At 58.5% G+C, this 20,865-nt stretch carries 24 protein-coding genes; 13 read left to right on the top strand and 11 right to left on the bottom strand.

The features are described from left to right. Window positions 1-70: 70 nt before the first annotated feature. From J122_RS15980 to J122_RS15965, 4 genes are all read right to left on the bottom strand, one after another. Window positions 71-259, bottom strand: coding sequence for a hypothetical protein (locus tag J122_RS15980; protein WP_061333167.1), 189 nt, complete (start codon window positions 257-259; stop codon window positions 71-73). A 41-nt stretch (window positions 260-300) separates the two neighbouring features. Continuing rightward, window positions 301-912 (bottom strand): molecular chaperone, encoded by a 612-nt coding sequence (locus tag J122_RS15975; RefSeq protein ID WP_061333166.1) that lies wholly within the window; start codon window positions 910-912, stop codon window positions 301-303. A 107-nt stretch (window positions 913-1,019) separates the two neighbouring features. Further along, window positions 1,020-1,646 carry a DUF3306 domain-containing protein gene (locus tag J122_RS15970; protein WP_061333165.1) on the bottom strand — a complete coding sequence of 209 codons (627 nt, stop codon included), beginning with the start codon at window positions 1,644-1,646 and terminating at the stop codon, window positions 1,020-1,022. After that, window positions 1,646-2,224, bottom strand: a complete 579-nt coding sequence (locus J122_RS15965; RefSeq protein ID WP_061333164.1) for a DUF3305 domain-containing protein — start codon at window positions 2,222-2,224, stop codon at window positions 1,646-1,648. Before J122_RS15965 ends, J122_RS15970 begins: the two co-directional genes overlap by 1 nt. A gap of 152 nt (window positions 2,225-2,376) precedes the next feature. On the opposite strand from J122_RS15965, the gene J122_RS15960 reads away from it, so the two are divergent. Genes J122_RS15960 through J122_RS15945 form a run of 4 tightly spaced genes read left to right on the top strand, consistent with a single transcriptional unit; the run spans window position 2,377 to window position 6,394 of the window. Further along, window positions 2,377-4,356, top strand: a complete 1,980-nt coding sequence (locus tag J122_RS15960) for a 4Fe-4S binding protein (RefSeq protein WP_061333163.1) — start codon at window positions 2,377-2,379, stop codon at window positions 4,354-4,356. A gap of 18 nt (window positions 4,357-4,374) precedes the next feature. Then, entirely contained in the window at window positions 4,375-5,220 is an 846-nt protein-coding gene (locus J122_RS15955; protein WP_082780612.1) for an Mrp/NBP35 family ATP-binding protein, read from the top strand. Continuing rightward, window positions 5,217-5,921, top strand: a complete 705-nt coding sequence (locus tag J122_RS15950) for a biotin/lipoate--protein ligase family protein (protein WP_061333162.1) — start codon at window positions 5,217-5,219, stop codon at window positions 5,919-5,921. Before J122_RS15955 ends, J122_RS15950 begins: the two co-directional genes overlap by 4 nt. Then, entirely contained in the window at window positions 5,918-6,394 is a 477-nt protein-coding gene (locus tag J122_RS15945; protein WP_061333161.1) for a DUF6505 family protein, read from the top strand. The genes J122_RS15950 and J122_RS15945 overlap by 4 nt, the downstream gene beginning before the upstream one ends. Here J122_RS15945 and J122_RS15940 read toward each other — a convergent pair whose 3' ends face one another. The 7 genes from J122_RS15940 to J122_RS15910 form a co-directional block, all read right to left on the bottom strand. Continuing rightward, window positions 6,395-7,672, bottom strand: a complete 1,278-nt coding sequence (locus J122_RS15940; protein ID WP_061333160.1) for a molybdopterin-binding protein — start codon at window positions 7,670-7,672, stop codon at window positions 6,395-6,397. It lies immediately after the preceding gene. Continuing rightward, complete coding sequence (gene mobB / locus J122_RS15935; protein WP_061333159.1) at window positions 7,669-8,160, bottom strand: molybdopterin-guanine dinucleotide biosynthesis protein B; 492 nt, start codon at window positions 8,158-8,160, stop codon at window positions 7,669-7,671. The genes J122_RS15940 and mobB overlap by 4 nt, the downstream gene beginning before the upstream one ends. Next, window positions 8,157-8,744 carry a molybdenum cofactor guanylyltransferase MobA gene (gene mobA / locus J122_RS15930; protein ID WP_061333158.1) on the bottom strand — a complete coding sequence of 196 codons (588 nt, stop codon included), beginning with the start codon at window positions 8,742-8,744 and terminating at the stop codon, window positions 8,157-8,159. Before mobA ends, mobB begins: the two co-directional genes overlap by 4 nt. Beyond that, window positions 8,737-9,606 carry a formate dehydrogenase accessory sulfurtransferase FdhD gene (locus tag J122_RS15925; RefSeq protein WP_061333157.1) on the bottom strand — a complete coding sequence of 290 codons (870 nt, stop codon included), beginning with the start codon at window positions 9,604-9,606 and terminating at the stop codon, window positions 8,737-8,739. The genes mobA and J122_RS15925 overlap by 8 nt, the downstream gene beginning before the upstream one ends. Before the next feature lie 65 nt (window positions 9,607-9,671). Beyond that, window positions 9,672-10,478, bottom strand: a complete 807-nt coding sequence (locus J122_RS15920; RefSeq protein WP_061333156.1) for a substrate-binding domain-containing protein — start codon at window positions 10,476-10,478, stop codon at window positions 9,672-9,674. Between the two features lie 67 nt (window positions 10,479-10,545). Beyond that, window positions 10,546-11,289, bottom strand: coding sequence for an ATP-binding cassette domain-containing protein (locus tag J122_RS15915; protein ID WP_061333155.1), 744 nt, complete (start codon window positions 11,287-11,289; stop codon window positions 10,546-10,548). Then, window positions 11,286-11,984 (bottom strand): ABC transporter permease, encoded by a 699-nt coding sequence (locus J122_RS15910; protein WP_061333154.1) that lies wholly within the window; start codon window positions 11,982-11,984, stop codon window positions 11,286-11,288. The genes J122_RS15915 and J122_RS15910 overlap by 4 nt, the downstream gene beginning before the upstream one ends. Before the next feature lie 117 nt (window positions 11,985-12,101). On the opposite strand from J122_RS15910, the gene J122_RS15905 reads away from it, so the two are divergent. The 9 genes from J122_RS15905 to J122_RS15865 all read left to right on the top strand — a co-directional run bounded on the left by J122_RS15905 (window position 12,102) and on the right by J122_RS15865 (window position 20,651). Then, window positions 12,102-12,986, top strand: a complete 885-nt coding sequence (locus J122_RS15905) for a helix-turn-helix transcriptional regulator (RefSeq protein WP_061333173.1) — start codon at window positions 12,102-12,104, stop codon at window positions 12,984-12,986. A gap of 268 nt (window positions 12,987-13,254) precedes the next feature. Beyond that, complete coding sequence (locus tag J122_RS15900; RefSeq protein WP_061333153.1) at window positions 13,255-13,707, top strand: excisionase family DNA-binding protein; 453 nt, start codon at window positions 13,255-13,257, stop codon at window positions 13,705-13,707. A 6-nt stretch (window positions 13,708-13,713) separates the two neighbouring features. Continuing rightward, window positions 13,714-14,280 (top strand): putative toxin-antitoxin system toxin component, PIN family, encoded by a 567-nt coding sequence (locus J122_RS15895; RefSeq protein ID WP_061333152.1) that lies wholly within the window; start codon window positions 13,714-13,716, stop codon window positions 14,278-14,280. A gap of 1,038 nt (window positions 14,281-15,318) precedes the next feature. Beyond that, a complete protein-coding gene (locus J122_RS15890; protein WP_058091237.1) occupies window positions 15,319-16,317 on the top strand; it encodes a lipid A deacylase LpxR family protein in 999 nt (332 codons plus the stop codon). Between the two features lie 316 nt (window positions 16,318-16,633). Next, complete coding sequence (locus J122_RS15885) at window positions 16,634-17,254, top strand: glutathione S-transferase family protein (RefSeq protein ID WP_041654905.1); 621 nt, start codon at window positions 16,634-16,636, stop codon at window positions 17,252-17,254. A 63-nt stretch (window positions 17,255-17,317) separates the two neighbouring features. After that, the gene (locus J122_RS15880; protein WP_008170339.1) at window positions 17,318-17,986 is read left to right on the top strand and encodes a cupin domain-containing protein; all 669 of its coding nucleotides are present in this window, start codon (window positions 17,318-17,320) and stop codon (window positions 17,984-17,986) included. Between the two features lie 43 nt (window positions 17,987-18,029). Then, window positions 18,030-18,596 (top strand): TetR/AcrR family transcriptional regulator, encoded by a 567-nt coding sequence (locus J122_RS15875; RefSeq protein ID WP_008170337.1) that lies wholly within the window; start codon window positions 18,030-18,032, stop codon window positions 18,594-18,596. A gap of 78 nt (window positions 18,597-18,674) precedes the next feature. Continuing rightward, window positions 18,675-19,481, top strand: a complete 807-nt coding sequence (locus J122_RS15870) for a dienelactone hydrolase family protein (protein WP_008170335.1) — start codon at window positions 18,675-18,677, stop codon at window positions 19,479-19,481. An 84-nt stretch (window positions 19,482-19,565) separates the two neighbouring features. Further along, on the top strand, window positions 19,566-20,651 hold the full coding sequence (locus J122_RS15865) for an aldo/keto reductase (protein ID WP_058091238.1): 1,086 nt from the start codon (window positions 19,566-19,568) through the stop codon (window positions 20,649-20,651). Window positions 20,652-20,865: the final 214 nt, after the last annotated feature.

Genomic DNA, 20,865 nt, shown 5'->3' with positions numbered 1-20,865 from the left:
TATTGTTCTCGTTTTCAGAAGGTGCGGTCATTCAAGAGCCTTTCGCAACCTTGAATGGCGTGCAGATTCGTTAAAAGCGAGCTGTTTCGAAGTACTTGCGTGTGTGCTCTGTATCGCGCAGTCCGTTGCTCTTCGGGGCGTCCTTGACCACATCGGCCGCAGCGTTCGGTGCAACGGCCATCGCGACTGCAGCCGGGGCTGCAACGACCGCCATTCGCAGAAACTGGCGGCGGCTGTTTTGCTCATTTTGGTTGTCCATAGGACATCTCCACCTGTTTTGAGGGATCAGAGCGATCCCGGTTACTGGATTGCAAAGGCTTCTTCTTCTACGGTCATAAAGGCTCGACCCAGCGAGCCCACCGGTGCGTAGAAGATGGCGTTTTGCGCTTCCTCCAGATCGGTAAAAAATAATCGCGCCCACTTTGCCAGATGGGCTTCAAAAAAGGCTTTTTGCGAGGTTACGTCGCTCGCACCACCAAACTCGCCACTGATAATGCCTGCCATGATCTCGCACAGGATGCCCATGTGGTCTTCGGGCTCCTTTACGTCGTTACGGGTGCTGATGCCCCTGGATAAAAGATCGCTGCGTAAATTTGCCAGGGGCTTTTCGTTCAGGAATCCGGTGAGGTAATAGCTGGCGTAGGGCAGCAGCTCCCCGCGGGTGAGCCCCACGAACAGATTGTTGAACTCACGCTCGGCGTCCTCGGCCCTGGTGCGTTGTGCCAGAGCAGCGAGGTTCCGTGAGGCCGACCCGATGGGCGTATCGTCGCCCTGAAGCGTTGCCAAACCCTTGAGTAGCTCAGCCGAAGGCGGGTTGCTCAGCAGGCTGCCGAGCAACTGGTAAATCTGGGCCCTGGCGCGATCCTCTTCAGTGATCGAGCGAGGACATAGGCTTTCAGCGGTGTTGACCAAGTCTCGTTCCTTTACGTTGTTGTTTAATTTTTGTGCTATTCAGATTTATAGTCCCGAAAAGGCAAAGGCGCAACCAGTCTCGAGACATGTCGGATTTATGGTCGCTTCTACTCGAATCGCATCCTCGGTCGGTAGAGCGGAGCGGGTTCTGCCTCTTCCACCTCCGCTTCAGGCAGCGGCTGTCGTGGCGCGCTCGGTGGCTCAGCCGTATTCTGAATGTGCGGCTGTTCGGTTAGTGCTGCCGGTTCCGGAGGTTCAACGGGGTCAACGGGTTCCACGAGCTCCGCAATTCCAGAGTGACTCTTGGCAGGCGGCTTTGCTTGCTCAGCCTTCTTTGCGGTTTTGTCGAACATGCCCTGGCCGACCTTATACAGGGTCTTGACGGTTTGGCCGGCGGTGGCCGCGTTCGTGTAATCCTCGTCGTAGTCGTTCAGACCATCAAGCACGGCCAGGACGGGGTTCGATCTCCAGAGTGCACGCAGGGCTTTGCGGCGCAATAGTTCCGGGATCTCTTTGCGCATGAAGCCGGTAACGTCGGTGCCCAATTGGATTGCATCCGGATCGGGTAATCCATATTTCGCCAGAACCTCATGCTCGGGCAGGGTCTGATTGATCGCAAGCTCCTGCTCTTCAGCGGACGGTTCGTTTTCCACCGGTAAAGCGGGAGAGGCTTCAGTCTTGTGACTGTGCTCAGCTTTTTTGCGCGACCATCGTTGCAGGCGTGATTCTGTCATTACGGCACCCTCCGATTTTTGAGGTTGGTGGGTGCGCGGTAAACATCGCTCTGCTGGCGGATTCGTGGGTCGCCTTTGCCGTCTTCTTTGCCATCGACGCTTTTCTTGTCGCGACGGCGCTTCTTGAACGGTTCCTCAATGTAGTGCAGATCGATAAATTCCTTGATCCAGGCGGCCAGTGACTCGGGAATGGGCACGGGTTCAACAATGCTCTCGCCGCTGTCCAAAGCATCCTGCGCCTCATAGGCGCTGGCGGTGATATCACTGACAAACCACCCTGACGGAGATTGTCCGGATTGGTCCCGATCAAGGATGACCCAGACAGACGGGGTGATCATGTTCAGGGAGACAAGGTAGGCCTCTGCGTCGGCACGATAGAGCTGCATGGTCACCGTGCCGGCGTGGTAATCCACCACCTCGCCCTCCCGGACCATTTCTTTCCAGAATGCCTCCGGTGCACCAGGTATAACCGCAACCGGTGTCCAGATATGCCGGGCCCACCGGGTGATTCCGGGGGTACGCCGAACCACCGCGCCGACCGGCAATTCTCGTTTCCAACTATCCGTACGACTGCTCATGATGTTTCTCTTTCTTATTGTCTCTTGAAGCTAGCAGAGCTCAGGCAATTATCCAATTATCCGATTGTCCAAGGCCAAACAGCTGTGGCATGCTCGAAGAGCCACGGTTGAAATCAATACGTACAAAAATAACGAAAAGAGTAATTTTCCTGATGACGCCAACTAAAACCCTTCTGTTATGCACCTGCGAAAAAACGCAGGCCGTCAGTCCCGAGGCGCTGAAAGCGGCTTCGGCGGCCGGGCAGGTGATTGTTGTGGATGAATTGTGTGGCAAGGACATGGCTACGGCTGCCGAACACCTGAGCGGTGCTGGTGAAGTGCTCATTGCCTGCGGCCAGCAAGCGGCATTATTCGAGCGCCTGGGAGAGGATGTGCAAGCGGAAGTGGGCCAGTCCGCACCGTTGAGCACCATCGATATCCGGGACCGTGCCGGCTGGAGCGCGCCGGATGCCGATCCCAAACGCCTGCATGCCAAGCAGGCCGCGTTGATGGCCGGGGCGCAGCTGCCGGCAGCCATGGCACCGGCAAAGCTCATTCAGTCCAGTGGCGTATGCTGTATCGTTGGCCCAACCGACCAGGCCATCCGGATGGCTGAACTGGTGCAGGATGAGCTTGGCGTTACCTGCGTTGTGAGTGATTCGGGCCCTGTCCAGTTACCCTCCGCCAGGTACGACCTGGCCAGGGGTAAACTGACCGCGGCCAAGGGCGCACTCGGTAACTTCAAGCTGGAATTTTCCCAGCTGCAGATGCTGAATCCTGCGGGCCGGGGTGCACCGGCTTATGGCGACGCCAAGACCACGGCCCGCAGTGAGTGCGACATTTTCATTGATTTGCGGGGCGGTGCCCCGGCATTTCCCCACTACCAGAAGCGCAACGGCTACTTCTGGGCGGATCCTGCCAAAAGCGGTGAGCTGGAGCGCATTGCCCTGACCGCCAGAGAGCGGGTGGGTGAGTTTGAGAAAACCGTGTATTTCCGGCTGGAAGAATCCCTGTGCGCCCACTCGCGGGCGAACCAGCCCGGTTGTACCCGTTGCCTGGACGTCTGCTCCACGGAGGCGATATTTTCCGCGGGCGATCACATTCAGATCGATTCCGACATCTGCGCCGGTTGCGGGACTTGTGCGGCGGTTTGCCCGACCTCCGCCATCACCATGAACGAAACCCCCTTTGAGTCGATTACCAAAGCGCTCGACGTGATGGCCAGGACCTACCGGGAGCACGCGGGCGAGGCACCACGGCTGGTGTTTCATTCCCTGGGTGCGGGCGCCGAGGCCATTGCCTACCTGGCCAGGTATCACGACGGGCTGGCGGATGACCTGATTCCGTTTGGCCTGGAACAGATTGACCGCATAGGCCATGCAGAGATACTGGCGGCCTTTGGTGCGGGCTATGCAGAAGTGCTGATGCTGGCCGACAGCGAACTGGATCGGCGGGCTGTCGCTGCCGAAGTGGAACTGGCCCAAGCCATGCTGGTGGGTACCCACAATTCCCCCAGCCGGATTCGGGTTATTGCGGCTGAGCACCTCGGCGAAGCTGGTGACAATGCCGGCCGCCTGAGTGAACCTGTGTTGCTGGTGGGCGGCCGCCGGGATATCACCAGAGTTGCCGCCACCGCGATGGCAGATAAAATTGAGGCGCCCATCCCCCTGCCGGCGGGCGCGCCCTACGGCGCCATCGAAATTGATTCAGACAAGTGCACGTTGTGCCTTGCCTGTGTATCCCTGTGCCCGACCGGTGCGCTTGGCGATCACCCGGACAGACCGGAAGTTCAGTTCACCGAGAACGCCTGTGTGCAGTGCGGTGTCTGCGAAAGCACCTGTCCGGAAACCGCCATCACTCTGAAGCCACAGCTGGATCTGTCCAAGGCGGCACTGAGCGCCCGTGCCCTGCACGGTGAAGATCCCTTCGAATGTATCCAGTGTGGTAAACCCTTTGGTGTTGCCAGCACCATTAACCGGATTGTTGAGAAGCTGGAAAACCAACACTGGATGTACACCAAGTCTGACAACGTCCAGCTCATCAAGATGTGTGACGATTGCCGGGTAAAGGCCCAGTTCCATGGCGACAGTGCGCCCATGGCCAGCGGTGAGCGCCCCCGGGTTCGCACCAGTGATGACTATCGCGACCACTAAATCTGATCGGGACATTGTATGGTTCAATACGTTAACGCCGACAAAAGCAATCTGATCGGAACCGATGCGCCCCGGCCGCAGGACAAGAATCCGAGAGGCATCAGCCGGATTATCGCCATTGCCTCGGGCAAGGGCGGTGTTGGCAAATCCACCGTGGCCTCCAACCTGGCGGTGGCACTGGCATCGAAGGGACTCAAAGTGGGGCTGCTTGATGCAGACGTCTACGGGCCCAGCCAGCCCCGTATGCTGGGGGTTTCCGGCCGCCCTTCCAGCCCGGACGGGCACACCATTCTGCCCTTGCGCAATCATGGCGTAACGCTGATGTCGCTGGGCCTGATGACCACGGAAGACGAAGCGATCGTGTGGCGTGGGCCGATGCTGATGGGGGCCCTGGAACAGATGATGAATCAGGTGGACTGGGGCAGGCTGGACGTGTTGCTGGTGGATCTGCCCCCCGGCACCGGCGATGTCCAGATGACGCTTAGCCAGAAGTTCTTTGTGGCCGGCGCGGTTGTGGTGTCGACGCCCCAGGACATTGCCCTGATGGACGCGCGCAAGGGCATCGACATGTTCAACCGCATGGATGTGCCACTGTTTGGCCTGATCGAGAACATGGCCTCGTTCGTCTGTGACGGTTGTGGCAAAGAACATCATCCCTTCGGCTCTGGCGGCGCCAGGGCGGAAGCGGAAAAGCTTGGGGCGCCTTTCCTGGGCGAAATCCCGCTGGACCTGGATATCCGGGTCGGATCCGACGGCGGTGTGCCGATTGTGGTGTCGAAGCCGGAAAGTCCCCAGGCCAGGGCGTTCCAGCGAATCGCCGATGAAATTATGGCCTCTGATGTGTATGCCCGGGCTGTGTTATGAACCAATCTCCCCAGTTTCCGCCACTGCTGACGGGCGAGGTGGTGCCCAAGCATACCGACCCTTTTGACAAGGCGGTCAGCCGTGCCATCGCCGGGGTCGATTCTGGCACCATCTTCTACTCGCAAGGGGAGGATACCTTGCGTGCCGCGCTTGTGTTGGCACCGGAAACGCCACTGGAAGAGGCCATTCAGGCTGTCTACGTGGCCCAGATCGGCTTGGCTGAGAGCCTGGGTGCGCTGGCGCCGCCAGAGGTGCCGGTTCATTTCCAGTGGCCGGATCGTATCAAGGTGAATGGTGCCGTGTGCGGCGGTGTTCGCTTTGCCGCGGACGTGTCTGATCCGAAGGCATATCCGAACTGGCTGGTGATCGGGATTCATGTGCCGTTCACCATGGCTGGTAACGAGCCCGGTGACAATCCAGACAAAACCTGCCTGTATGAGGAAGGCTGTGTTGATATCACCCCCATGGCGCTTCTTGAAAGCTGGTCAAAGCACACTTTGCTATGGCTAACCTACTTTCTGGACAGCGGGTTCGAGCGCATACATGCCGACTGGCGGCCACGTTGCGACACCCTTGGCATGCAGATCGACTACCCGCGACCGGGGCTCTTCGTCGGCCTGGATGACAAAGGCCGGATGCTGTTACGGGAAGATGTGATGACGGAAGCCGTAAGCCTGATTGAATTCGCGGAGCACCTATGAAACTGGCCCGAACCCTGCGACTGGATGTGTCTGATGACAATGTGTTCGAGAATCCGGCGCCGAGCGGCGAATGGGCTATTTCGGGCGGATTCGAGTTCTCCAACTGGACCGAGGTGGAGCTGAAGGGCAAAGCCCGGCAGGCCTTCAGTAATGGTTGGTACAGCATTGAGTCCGGTGGCCGCGCCAGTTTCGTGGGTGTCTGTGACATTACCGAAACCGAGCTGGAACAGTTGCGCCGGACCCTGGCGCAAACCTTTGTCGAGCAATACGGGGCGCCAGACATAGAGGCGGCCTACCCCGTGGCTTGCGAAGAAATCGACCAGATGCGCAGCATGTGTGAGGACTTCGAGGACAACACCCTGCTGATGGTCAGCCGAACCCTGACCGAACTGGGGGTTGAGGAAACCTACCGTTCCCGGGCCCCGCAGGATGCCTCACTGGAAGCCTTCGCCGTGCACGGCAGCGTCGAGTGATTACAGCCCGAAGCTGCCATAAGGTATAAAGCGAACGGGCGTTCCCGGCTCGATCTCCTGGGCGCTCTCGTCCAGCTCCACCAGACCTTCAGACCAGGCCAGGCCGGTCACCCGCCCGGAGCCTTCGGAACCAAACACTTCAACCTGCCCGTCCCGCACCCGTGCCCGCAACATCTCACTGCGCCCCGGTTTTTTGTTCTTGGAAAAGTTGGCGGGAATCAGGTAACTCGTTGGTTCAAACCACTCACCCCCGGCCAGCAGTGCCATGGCCGGAACCCCAAAGCGCAATGCGCAGACCCAGGCCGCCACCGGGTTGCCCGGCAGACCCACCACCGGTGTGCCCTTGAACATGGCCAGCGCCAGGGGGCGGCCCGGTTTGATGGCAATGCGCCAGTTGCTGATGTCACCGTGGGCTTTCAGGGTTTTCGAGACATGGTCTTCATCCCCGGCGGAAACGCCGCCGCTGGTGAGGATCAAGTCGCATTGGTCCGCACCGCGCTCCAGTGCGGCTTTAACGTCCTCAGCCCGGTCCAGCGCATGGCCCAGGTCGACCAGTTCATAGCCCAGTTGCGTCACCATGGCGCTGAGCATCGGGCGGTTGGCGTCGTAAATCTGCCAGTCGGTCACCGGGGCACCGACGGGCTTTACTTCGTCTCCTGTCGACAGCACGCCAACACGCAGCCGCTGGTAAACATCCACCGATTCGATACCGACACTGGCGAGTACCGAAATTTGGGTAGGTGTCAGCCGGGTACCGGCGGTCAGAATGCAATCCTGTGCCTGAATATCCTCGCCGGCTTTGCGCCGGTTGGCACCCGCCTTTAACGTGCCGTTCAGGTGCAGCTGGCCATCAATGACCTCGCAGTCTTCTTCCAGCACTACGGTGTCTGTGCCTGCCGGCATCACCGCGCCGGTCAGTATGCGGATGGCGTGCCCCTCGGGAACCTGCCCGGTGTAAGGTTCACCGGCCGCACTGCGGCCATCGACCAGTGGCAGCACACAAGGGACCTCGGTTAGAGGGCCGGCAAGGGCATAGCCATCGACGGCGGAATTGCAGCTTGGGGGGTGGGCTCTGGGGGCGTAGACATCCTTGGCCAGTATCCGGCCGTTGAGCTGAGCCAGCGGAATGTCTTGATCCACTCCCACCACCGGGTGCAGGCGGGAACGCAGCCGCGCCAGCGCTTCGTCCACCGGTGTCCAGTTCACCCCGGGAGGCAGGGCAAAGCAGTCGTTACGGAGCGGTTTCGTGGGGCTCCCGTTATTGGCGGCGTTGCTCATGGTTGTTCACGCTTCAGAATAAAGTCAGTGATGCCGGTGACATCGTTGATGTCGAAGACCGGGCCCGGGAAATCCGCGGCATAGTCTGCCGCCACCGCCACAATGCTTGGGTCCTGCGGGTACAGGGGGGCGTGGGAGCTGTCCTGCCGGTGAACTTCAATTTTGGGATGGGCGTTGGTTTTGAATCCCTCAACCACGACCCAGTCGCAGGGGCCCAGCCTGGCCAGCAACTCATCCAGGGTTGGCTCGCGGGCGCCCCGGAGTTCGTGCATGATCGCAAAGCGTTGGCCGCCCGCGAGGATGACTTCCTGAGCGCCAGCCTCCCGGTGCTTGTAGCTGTCGGTTCCGGGTTGGTCTATGTCCACCAGGTGATGGGCGTGTTTGATGGCGTTAACGGTCAAACCTCTGCTGGACAACTCGTGAATCACGGCGCTGGCCAGGGTGGTCTTGCCCGAATTCTTCCAGCCTACGATACCTATCACGTTCACGTCAGATGCTGCTCCGCCCAAGCCAGGTCTTCCGGTGTATTGATGTTGAAGAAGTCGGCCTCCTCGAACATCACCAGGGTTTCACCCTTGGCCAGCGTCCATTGGCGAATCTTGCGCACGCCGTCGTTCAGGGCGGCTCTCAGGTCATGCCGCAGCGCGACTTGCCAGCGGCCAAAGGTGGGCTGGGGAATCCGCCCCCGTTCCGGGTCCGGGGTGGCTGCCAGCACCACCGGGGCGCCAGATGCGGACAGGCGCTCTACCATGTTCAGGGGGAACGATGGGGTATCCGCCGCCACGCTGATCAGCCACTCATGGCCCTGTTCCGCCGCCCAGTCCATGCCCGCCAGAATGCCGGCCAGGGGGCCGGCATAGTCCGGTATGGAGTCGGCAACCACCGGTAACCCCAGATCATCGAACCGGGAAAGGTCGCCATTGGCATTCAGTACCACGGCGTCTACCTGCGGTGTTATCCGCTCGATAACCCGATGAATCAGGGAATGACTCCCCAGCATCAACCGGCCTTTATCGCCACCACCCATACGGTTGGCCTGGCCCCCGGCCAGAATCACGGCGCACTCAGTCATGCTCAGCCCCTTTACGACGCATTTTCTTGTCCTCATCCGGAACCTGAGACAGGTCCTGGTCAAACACCAGGCGGTGCTGGCCACTGAGGCAGGTGAATTTCTTGCCCCGCATCCGACCGATCAGGGTTAGCCCCACTTGCCGGGCAATATCCACGCCCCAGGCGGTGAAACCGGACCGGCTGATCAGGGTCGGGATGCCCATCAGGGACGTTTTGATCACCATTTCGGAGGTTAAACGGCCGGTGGTGTAGAGCACCTTATCGGCCGCGGGCACTTTGTTCTGATGCATCCAGCCAGCGATCTTGTCGACCGCGTTATGGCGCCCGACATCTTCCATGTACGCCAGAATCCTGCGGCCCTGGCACAGCGCGGTGCCATGGATGGCGCCGGTTTCCATGTAAAGGCTGGGGGTGTGGTTGATCTGGTAGGACAGGTCGTAAAAGGTACTGGTGTGTACCGGGGTGTCTGGCAGCGAAAGCCCGTCCAGCCCTGCCATCATGTCACCAAACACCGTGCCCACGGCGCAGCCGGAGGTTCGGGTTTTCTTTTCCAGTTTCTCCTCAACATCCGTGATGCCGGCCGTGCGTACCACGGCCACTTCCAGCTCCTCGTCGAAATCAATCCCGGTAACCTGATCGGTCTCTTTCAGCATGCCCTGATTCAACAGGAAACCCAGGGCCAGGTATTCCGGGTGATCGCCAATGGTCATGGCGGTGACGATCTCCTGACTATTCAGGTAGATGGTCAGGGGGCGCTCTTCGATAACACTGATGGACTTGGGTTGACCAGTTTCATCAACACCCTCGACTGCCCGGGACAGTCGAGGGTCTTTCGGGTCTGGAAGTATGGAATCGATCGTCATTGTTATTCTGGCTCGCTCAGGGATTCCGCATACCGCATTATCTGCGGACATAGCCAGAGATTAGCCTATTTGGCATTCGGGAAAAACAGCTGTTGTCCATTCACTTTAAAGTCAGCAATCGCTTGCTGTCCCTCTTTGGAAATCAGCCAGTTGTGCCACTGACGGGCCAGATCGTGTTTGAGGTGGGGGTGTTTCTGTTCCGAGAGCAACAAGCTGCCGTACTGGTTGAACAGCACGTTGTCGCCTTCAAACAGCAGGGTCAGGTTCTGGCGGTTGCCGAACGCTACCCAGGTGGCGCGATCCGACATCACGTAGGCGTCCATAGCCGCGGCGGTGTTGAGCGTTGGCCCCATGCCGCTGCCAAGCTCCCGGTACCAGTCGCCATCGGGCTCAACACCGGCGTTTTCCCAAAGGCGCAACTCGGCGCGGTTGGTGCCACTGTCATCACCCCGTGATGTGAACGGGGCCCGGGCATTGGCGATGGCCGCGAAGGCCTCGGCGGCGGTTCTGGCGTTGCGGACATTGGCGGGGTCGCTTGCTGGACCAATCAGAACAAAGTCGTTGTACATCACATCCGCCCGCCCGGTGGCATGTCCGTTGTCAATAAATCGCTGTTCGCCGGTGGTGTCGTGCACCAGCAGACTGTCGGCGTCGCCGCGGCGGGCAAGCTCAAAGGCCTGTCCGGTGCCCACGGCCACAACCCGCACGTCGATGCCGCTGGCGTTTTTGAATTTGGGCAGAATAGAGTCGAACAGCCCCGAGTTTTCCGTCGAGGTGGTGGAAGCGAGAATGATGTATTCCTCGGCGTGCGCACTGAGCGACATGCCCATCGCCATCACACTTGCAAACAGCAGATTCAGGGTCTTTTTCATTTTGTTTTTCCTTCCATGCGTTGGGAGTGTTTTTCGGGTCACTTCATGTCAAAGTTTTGAGGCGGAGCTATTCCACAAGCTCTCCGGTAACAAACGCCTTCGCCTCGGGGGATACGGGTTTGCTGAAGAAGGCGTCAGCCGCCGTGTGTTCGCGCACTTTTCCACCAGACAGGAACAGAACGTCACCGGCTAGCCGGCGGGCCTGATGTAGATCGTGGGTGGTCATCACAATGCGTGTGCCTCGCTGGTGAAAATCCAGCACGGCGGCCTCGACAGCCTTGATCGCGGCCGGGTCAAGCGCCGAGGTGGGTTCGTCAAGAAACAGCACCTGCGGCGAGAGCACCCAGGCCCGCGCCAACGCAAGGCGCTGTTGCTGGCCACCCGAAAGCACCCGTGCGGGTGTGTGAGCGCAGGCCGACAGGCCGAAGCGCTCGAGGGCATCCAGTGCCAGTTTCGCCCGTGCCCGACGGGGAACCTTGTTGACCGCCAGCGCGTGCCTCAGATTGGCCACCGCCGAGCGGCGCAGAAGCACCGGTTGCTGGAACACCATGGCCTGGCGGGGGGTGCCTTCATCCGACCACATAATCCGGCCTTGGGTTGGCGATAGCAGCCCGTGGGCCAGTCTCAACAGCAGGCTTTTGCCGGCGCCGTTGGGGCCCATCACCAGGGTAGGGCCGGGGCCGTCCAGGGTGAAGGAACAGGGGCCCAGTAACGTCTTTTCCTCGTGATGGAAGGCCACACCCTGAAAGCACAGGGCCGGTGGTGGAAGCAGAACGGATCTGGAAAAGAGGGGGGTGTTCAGTGAGGTCATCCTGTCCGCCTCCTGCTCAGTTCACCCACAAGATAGGCGCCGGCGTTGATCAGCATGACCAGCGTCAAAAGCACAATGCCGAGCCCGAGCGCCAGGGGCAGATTGCCTTTGCCAGTTTCCAGCACAATGGCGGTGGTCATGACCCGGGTGACTCCATCAATATTGCCGCCAACCATCATCACCGCACCTACTTCGGCACTGGCCCGGCCAAACCCGGCGAGCAGGACCGTCAAAAGCGCAAAACGGGCATCCCAAAGCAGGGTGGGCATCATGCGTGCCCGAGACATCCCGAGAGACACGAACTGTTCCCGGTACTCGCCCAGCATCTCTTCCACTTTCTGGCGTGAGAGCGCCGCCAGGATGGGCAACACCAGCACCACCTGGGCGATCACCATGGCGCCGGGTGTAAACAGAAGTCCCCACTCACCGAGCGGCCCGGCGCGGGAAAGCAGCAAATACACCATCAGCCCGGCCACCACCGGCGGCAGCCCCATGAGTGCGTTTAGCACCACGACCATGGCGCCGCGTCCCGGGAAGCGCCACAGCGCCACTGCAGCGCCAAGCGGAAACCCCAGCACCGCTGCAATCAGCACGGCCAGAAGCGACACCTGTAGCGAGAGCGCGACGATCTGGATGAGCGAGGCGTCGAGGCTTAACAGCAACGACAACGCCACATAGAACGCATTATTTTCCACTGCTGCGTCTCCTTATTATTTGAGCATCGTGGCGTTTTTAACTACGCTTTGCACAGCCTCCCGGAATTCATGCAGCCTGAAACAGTCCTGTGCTTTCCCGCGCAGCTGGAGAAAATGATGCCTCTTCCTGCTTATCTCACCACCGCTGAGGCCGCCGAGTATTTGCGGCTCAAAGAGCGCAAGGTTTACGACCTGGTCAGCCAGGGCGTGATTCCCTGTGTCCGGGTGACAGGCAAGCTTCTCTTCCCGCGCCAGCGGTTGGATCTGTGGTTGATGAACCACCTGGAGGGTGACGACGCCGTCAGCACGCCGATCCCGCCCGTTCTGGCGGGCAGTCAGGACCCGCTGCTGGAATGGGCGGTTAAGGAAAGTGGCGCGGAACTGGCGTTGCTGTGCCAGGGGAGCGGCGATGGTGTGCAGAGGTTGGTTGACGGGCGTGCCATGCTCGCCGGTATGCATATCTGGCACGAAGACAGCCAGTGTTACAACGACCCGGCCACCCTGGGCCTGAGCGGCATGCGCGACCTGGTGCTGATCCGCTGGGCAAAACGTCAGCAGGGGCTTCTACTGGCCGCCGATAACCCTCACCAATTGGTGCGGCTAGAGGACATCGCCCGCCCCGGCATCCGGGTTGCCCATCGCCAGCCCGATGCCGGCGTCAGCCATTTGCTCCAGAGCTTACTCGCTCGCCACCGTATTGACGCGAAACAACTCAGATGGGCTGTTCACCCGTCACTCAGCGAGGACGACCTGGCGCTGGCCATTCGCCAGGGCGAGGCGGACATCGGGCTGGGCATCGAAGCGGCAGCACGCCGCCAGGGCTTGGCGTTTATTCCTCTGCAGCAGGAGCATTTTGATCTCGCCATGCGCCGGCGCCACTACTTTGAGCCCGCCATGCAGCGCTTGCTGGCGTTCGCCCGATGCGAGCGCTTTGGCCAGCGGGCGGAGGCGTTGGGGGGGTATGACATCAGTGAGTTAGGGTGGGTGGTTTATAATGCTTGAAGCAGATTGTCGGACGATCTCTCAGCCATCTTCGGCGAACCATTGCAGGCATTGTAGTTCCATCTGATCTTCAGTCACTCCGTACTTCCTTAACTCAAACGGATCTTTTCAAGACTTGCAGCCATGAAAACATGCGCAATTCCAATGAACTTGGTCAGAGTTTGCATCTGGTTATAGCGGAATCGTCTATTTCGTTTATTTCGTTTGTTTCGTTTGAGCGGCATAATATGCCTTCAGATGGTTATCGTTTTAATATCAGGGGGCTGCGATGTCTGCTCAGAAAATTGTACATTTGCCGACGGCGGCAGAGGTGGAACAGGCCAAGCTCTCCAGTCGCACCTTGTCTAAGTATGCGGACGTGGATCGAGTACAGCTTTCACTCCGTGGCAGCAACGGCGAGACTGACGAACTGGTGCTGCCCGGGCATGTGCTGCAAATTCTGCTGGACGTTCTGGCAGAGGTTTCACAAGGCAATGCCATCAGCCTGATCCCATATCACCAGGAAATCAGTACACAGGATGCGGCTAACCTCTTGAACGTCAGCCGCCCCTTTCTCGTGAAGGTGCTGGAGGCGGGTGATATACCCTTCCGGAAGGTAGGTGCGCATCGGCGGGTCAAGCTGCAAGATGTCTTGAGCTACAAGGAACAGGTCGATCGTCAACGTCAGGCCACACTGGATGAATTGGCTGAACTCTCCCAGGACGAGGGAATGGGATACTGACAGGGAATGAGTAAATTCACCGTTGTTTATGATGCCTGCGTGCTGTATCCCGCACCCTTGAGAGATGCGCTGATGCGGCTGGCATTGACAGACTTGTTCAAAGCACATTGGACGGACCACATACACGATGAGTGGATCAACGCGCTGCTGAGGGCAAAGAAGCATTCCCCCGAGAGCTTGTTGCGGGTGAGGGAACTTATGGATCGGCATGTGCGCGATGCAAAAGTGTACGGCTACGAACCGCTGATTGAGGGGCTGGATCTGCCGGACCCGGATGATCGCCATGTGCTGGCCGCCGCCATCCGTTGCAACGCCAACGCCATCGTTACTTTCAACCTCAAGGATTTTCCTGATCCGTCGCTTCGCCAGTACGATATCGAAGTGATTCACCCTGACGATTTTATTCTCTATCAGATTGACATGGCGCCGACCCTATGTTGCCGTGCTTTTCAGGCGCAGCGGGCAGCGCTGAAGAAGCCGTCACTCAGTGTCGATACTTTTCTGGCAACGCTGCAAAAGCAGCAGTTACCCCAAACAGTTTCGAAGCTTCGGGAGTTTGCAGATTTTCTCTAACCACCGGTTCCTGAGTGGAATACATGCTTTTGGCTGCTTGGCTTTGAGCTCATAATCCAGTCACCGGCTTGCGTCGTTTTGACGTAGAGCGGAATGGTAAAGCGAGAGAGGGGTGTGTCAGGGAAGGATAGACTCCAGATCGCCTGAGGGCGATCTTCCGGGGCTTTGCCCCGCCTTCGCTGCACTGCGGCGCCCAAACTGCTGGCGCAGTTTGTCGAACGGAGGTTCTGCATCTGCCCTCGGGTGAACCAGAGTTCCATGAAAAAGCCCACGCGAGGTGGGCTTTTTCATGGAATATGGCGCGCCCGAGAGGATTCGAACCTCTGACCTCTGCCTCCGGAGGGCGCCGATTGGGGGCGGTTTGGAGTGAGGTCGGTGGGTCTAAATCGTTGTTCGTCAGTAACTTGCAGGTCGGGCGGAAGCTCAAAAAAATTCTTTTAACACCGCTAGTTACACGATTTATCCCAGGTTTGGGCACACACTTGTCAGGTTAGAGATGGCTCTAACAGGACAGAATGACCGCTGCTCCAACTGCTTATTTTCCAGTTTCACAGTTTACTATGCGAACTTCAAGCTCAGAAAAAATGTCTGGTTTTAACTGTCCGAAATTGGACAGTTGTCGAGCGGGGTAGTCCGAGAGTCCGCCTGTAGAAAGCTATATTTTGCGAGAGAGTATCACCCATCGGCACTCGTTAACAGTCAAGGTTGGCCGCATCAGAGGTTATCAAGAGTAACGGGGGGATTCGGCAACCACATAGCTGACACTCGGGGCGATTAGTGTAGCGTTCAGACTACCAATAGCTAAAGAGCCAGTACCTGTCAGGTCGATTGACTACAGCTGAACTTTTCCAAGTAATCGGGTGTTCTTATCTCGTCCGGCGGCACGTTAATCCGGAAAGCTGACTGCGTCGATGGGAGGGAGCTAGAAAAGCGAGGGAAAGCGACTTAGTCTGCACATCTGATTGAGTGGCCGTTGTAACGGTATGACTCGACATAGGCCATGCTTGTTAACTCTTGTATCAACCGGAGAGACTGGATTTGAGTTGTCGCTGCGGATGTGCCCTCCTGCTGTTTTTCGTCATTAGTGTTTTCCCAACCAGCCTGAAGGCTGAAGTCGTGAACCTGTCCTGGGATAACGACCTGCTTACCGGAACCGATCGCGGCTATACAAACGGGGTACGCTTTTCGTATCTGACGGACACCGCTGACGAGAACGATGGAAAGTCGGCAAGATTTGCCCGGATTCTGCGTGATGAGCTGCGCTTTCTGCCAGGTATTGGAACTGCTGATTCAAAGCAGGCGGTAAGCCTGAGTTTGCGGCAATTCATGGTTACGCCTGAAGATATTACGGTTGAAGGTCCGCAGTTCGACGACATTCCCTATGCCGGCCACCTGTCGCTCAGCGGCACTCTCTGGAGCTGGAACGCCGATACGATTACCGGCTTTGGTGCTCACATTGGCGTTATTGGGCCCGAAAGCGGTGCCGAGTCGGTTCAGAAATGGGTGCACGAAGCCACTGGAAGCGACAAGCCGCAAGGGTGGGGGAATCAGCTTGGAACCGATGTGGTGGGTGGCATACAGGCTGCGCATGGCCGAAAACTCCTGCAACTCGGGCAGGGCGGCAACATTGAACAGCGTGTGTCGGTGGTTGGATCCGGACTACTGTCGAGTTTTCGGACTTCCGCTAAAACCGGGTTGGTCTGGCAGCTTGGCAGACACCTTCCTATAAATTTTGTGCCGGACTACGCTGGTACATCCTCAACCATCGCTTTGCCGGGCTCGTTCAAGGATTCAGGCAGTAGCTGGTCAGTATATGTGGGGCTGGGGCTGGAGTATGTAGGCTATTCCTACATCGATGACAATGCCGGGGCTTACCGTTTCGACAAAGGGCCGCTGATTGGTCAGCTTGGTCTGGGTGCTACCTGGCAGTGGGATCACCTGCTGGCCGCGGTCACATTGCGTGCCTCGACCAGCGAAGACGAGCGCCATAAAGACAACTTCAGCTTTGGAACACTGTCAGTTTCTTGGGCAATATAGAAAGGTCGGTTTTGACCGTTGCTTACGGGATGTGGTGGCGCTTGTTCCTGCTGTTAAACATAAGCGAACATTCACGGCTGCTCTTTCGCACACGCTTCTTTCAACAAAAACACTTCGATATTTATCAAATCGTCTAACTGAGAAGCTGGCTTTTTGGTTTGGCTATGTACTGCAAGAAGGCCCGGGCTGTTCTTGGCGTTTGGAATGTCTTGTCAACAGCGCAAAGAAAAGCAGAACAATCAAATTGCCTCTTGCACATCTACCTACTAATAGGTAGATTAATTGGCGCATGTTTAATGACCAACAGAGGCAATCAATGAAAATCTACGATATCGAAGGCTTCCCGAACCCGCTCCGCGTTCGCATCGCTCTGGCAGAAAAAGGCGCAACAAACCAGGTGGAATTCGTCCCGGTCGATGTCATGGGCGGCGAGCACCGTTCCGAGGCGTTCAAGACGAAAAACCCGGATGCCACCGTGCCCATGCTGGAACTTGACGACGGCACCTGCATCGCCCAGTGCAATGCCATCACCGAATATATCGACGGCGTCTTTGATGGTCCGTCCCTTATGGGTACAACCCCAGCGGAGCGTGCCCGTATCGCAATGATGAATCTGCGGGCAGAAAACGGTCTGATGAACGCCGTGGGTGCCTATTTCCACCACGCGACCCCGGGGCTTGGTCCGGATCTGGAAACCTGGCAATGCGCTGAGTGGGGTAATAAACAGAAAGAAATTGCCAGCGCAACCATGGCCTACCTTGACAGCGTTCTGGCGGACAACGAGTTTCTCGCAGGCGACAGCTTCTCGGTCGCAGACATCACCGCCTTTGCCGGCCTGGGGTTTGCGGATTTCGCGAAGGTTGACATTCCCGAGTCTCTGACCAATCTCCAGGCCTGGCGCGCAAAAGTCGCAGCCCGTCCTTCAATTGCCGGGTAATCCGAAACCTTCGGATTTAATGCAAGCGCTGAAAACATGAAGGGCACAAAAGGGAGGAATATCATGGAGATTAATGCAGATTTCTCCAAACCGGTGGTTATGCATTCCGACCAGATTGAATGGCAGCCCTCGCCCATGAAAGGGGTGGAGCGGCGCATGCTGGACCGGATCGGGGACGAAGTTGCCCGCGCCACGACCATCGTGCGTTATGCGCCGGGCAGTCATTTCTCGGCGCATACCCATACCGGTGGAGAAGAATTCATCGTACTCGATGGCGTGTTCCAGGACGAGCACGGTGACTTCCCTGCTGGCACCTACGTGCGCAACCCCCCAACCACGTCACATATTCCGGGCTCTGAAACGGGCTGTACGATATTTGTGAAACTGTGGCAGTTCGACCTGGCCGACCGCACCCAGTTCAGCAAGAATATGGAGGCCGAGCTGGGCGCCCCAGTGGGCGGCGTTGCCACCGCAAAGCTGCATGAGGACGATCGTGAGATCGTGACCTACAGCCAGCTCGATGCGGGGGCGACACTGACCTCTGAGGCGCCCGGCGGAATCGAACTGCTGGTGGTCGAAGGTTCGGCTATCAGGGATGGCGAGGTGCTGGCCAGGCATGACTGGCTGCGCCTCCCTGAAGGACACAGGTTGTCCGTGACGGCCGGGGACGACGGCGCCAAGATCTGGATGAAAACGGGGCACCTGCGATTTGCCGGGGCACCGAGGGTATAAGCCCGGCAATAGCGGGATTGAAAAGGCAGACAGGTGAACAACCATGAACCGTGATACCAGAACAGCCCTGATGGATCTTGCCGAGCACACCGTCCGGTCACGGGGCTTTGACGGGTTCAGCTACGCGGATCTGGCCGAGGCCATCGGCATTCGAAAGGCCTCGATCCATTATCATTTCCCCACCAAGGCGAAGCTCTCCGAAGCCTTGATCGAGCGCTATCAGACCAGTCTGCAGCAGGGTCTGACCGAGATAGACGCAGCCCATGCCAGCGCTGGCGCGCGCCTCAAGGCACTCATTGCCCTGTACCGCGGGGCGTTGCATGATGGCCAGACCGTGTGTCTGTGCGTTGCCTTTTCGACCTGCCGCGAAAGCCTGTCCGACACCGTTATTGCCAGAGTCGGCGCCGTTCGCGCAATGGTTCTGCAGTGGATTACGGCAACGTTTGAACTGGGACAAAGGGATGGATCCGTCTCGGCCATCCTGGGTCCCGCCGATGAAGCGCAGGCGACCCTGGCGATGCTGGAAGGGGCCCACCTTGCCGCGCGCACCGAAGAAGACCTCGCCGTGTTTGATGCCGCAACGCGACTGCTGCGCGCCCGCTGCCAGTAACGACGGGACAGGAATCGCGCTTTGATGTACAGAATCGCTACGCAAATTGACTCATAACGAGCGAAAAGGAGCAAACAGATGATGAGCACCCTGAAAACAGCACTGGCAGCAGCCACGCTGTCACTCACTGTTGCAAGTACGCAGGTACTGGCAGAAACGCAAACCAGAACCATCGAGTATCAAGTCGGCGACGAGACCTTCACCGGCTACATGGCCTGGGATGATGAATTCGGGCAAAAGCGTCCGGGGGTTCTGGTGGTCCATGAATGGTGGGGGCACAATGAATTTGCCCGGAATCAGGCAGAACGACTTGCCTCGGCCGGCTATACGGCGTTTGCGCTGGATATGTATGGCTCTGGCAAACAAGCCGACCATCCCGATACCGCCCAGAAGTTCATGCAGGAAGCCACTCGGGACATGAGTCAGGTCAAGGCGCGCTTCATGAAGGCGATGGACATCCTGAAGAACCACGAAAGTGTTGATGCGTCCCGAATTGCGGCACAGGGTTATTGTTTTGGCGGCGCCGTGGTTCTCAACATGGCGCGCATGGGCGTCGATCTGGACGGCGTTGTCAGCTTCCACGGCGCGCTCGGCAGCCCCCTCACGGCTGAACCCGAGTCCGTGAAAGCCAGGATCCAGGTGTACACCGGCGGTGCCGACAAGCTGGTCCCCTCGGATCAGGTCGCGGGCCTGGTCAAGGAGATGCAGGATGCCGAAGTCGACCTGACACTGGTGAGCTTTCCCGGAGTACTGCACTCATTCACCAACCCAGGCGCCGACAAGATCGCCGAGGAGTTCGGCATGCCGGTTGGTTATGATGAAGAGGCTGCCAGCCGTTCCTGGGATGGCACCATGCGTTTCTACAAGGCCATCTTCACCCAGTAACACAAGCGAGTGCAAACAAACCGAAACCGGCAGTATTTACAGTGAATTCTGGAACACCAACCGAAAAGCATGATGAGGTGCAACATGGCAACTGAGAGTTTACCACTGTTCGATGGAGACAATCGTCCAGGCTACAAGTCGCTGGGCAACTCGGGGCTGTTCGTATCCGAACTGTGCCTGGGCACCATGACCTTCGGCGGCGATGAGGACATCTGGGGCCTGATCGGCCAGTTGCAGCAGGAACAGGCCGACGAACTCGTGAAGATCGCCCTGGAGGCGGGGGTCAACTTTATCGATACCGCCAACATCTATGGTTTCGGCGCCAGTGAGCGCATCGTCGGCCAGTCCCTGAAGAATCTCGGCGTTCGCCGCGAAGATGTGGTGCTGGCGACCAAGGTGCTCGGCCCCATGGGCGCAAGCCCCAATGCCCGTGGTGCTTCCCGCGGCCATATAATGAGCGAATGCAAGGCGAGCCTGGCGCGCCTGCAAACGGATTATATTGACCTGTACCAGATCCACGGTTTTGACCCGGCCACGCCGATCGAGGAAACTCTGGAGGCACTGAACACCCTGGTGCAGCAAGGCCATGTGCGTTACGTGGGCCTGTCCAACTGGGCCGCCTGGCAAGTGATGAAAGCCATCGGCATCACCCGGGCCCGCAACCTGTGCCCGATCATATCCATGCAAGCCTACTACACCCTCGTAGGTCGCGATCTGGAGCGGGATATTATTCCGATGCTGAAATCTGAGAACGTTGGTCTGATGGTGTGGAGCCCACTGGCCGGGGGTTACCTGTCCGGTAAATACGAGGGGCCGGACGTTTCCGAAGAAAACCGGCGCGCCAAGTTTGACTTTCCACCCGTCAACCGCGAGCGGGGCAGCGAAGTCATCAAGGTTATGCGGGAGATTGCCGATGGCAAACAGATCGACGGCGAACCGGTCAATGTGGCACAGATTGCCCTGTCATGGCTGCTACACCAGAAGCCTGTGACCAGCATCATCGTTGGCGCCAAGCGGCCCGAGCAGCTCAGGGACAATATCCGCGCGGCCCAAATCCGCTTGTCCGACGATGAACTGATAGCCCTGGATGAAGTCAGCCGCCTGCCCGAGGAGTACCCGGGCTGGATGATGGCAATGATGGCCGGGTACCGAAACTCTACCGAGTCCTGATTCCAAAACCGACCCAACCCAACCCAACCTTCACATCGTGCTGCGCCCCGACGGCGCAGCCGCTATGCTGGAAAAACCGTTAATGCTGTCAAAACTTAGACGTCCGTGCCTACTGGCCACTTCGACGACTCTCCTGGCTGCTTCAACACCTGACTTTACCGGTTCTGGTGTTGGCGGCAAAACAGGTCGTGTCTAAGGGTTATTTCAGAACTCA

It is taken from the genome of Marinobacter excellens LAMA 842, from assembly GCF_001574445.1.
GTDB lineage: Bacteria > Pseudomonadota > Gammaproteobacteria > Pseudomonadales > Oleiphilaceae > Marinobacter > Marinobacter shengliensis.
The sequence above is the reverse complement of the archived record's forward strand: the minus strand, read 5'-3'. Positions and strand labels throughout refer to the sequence as shown.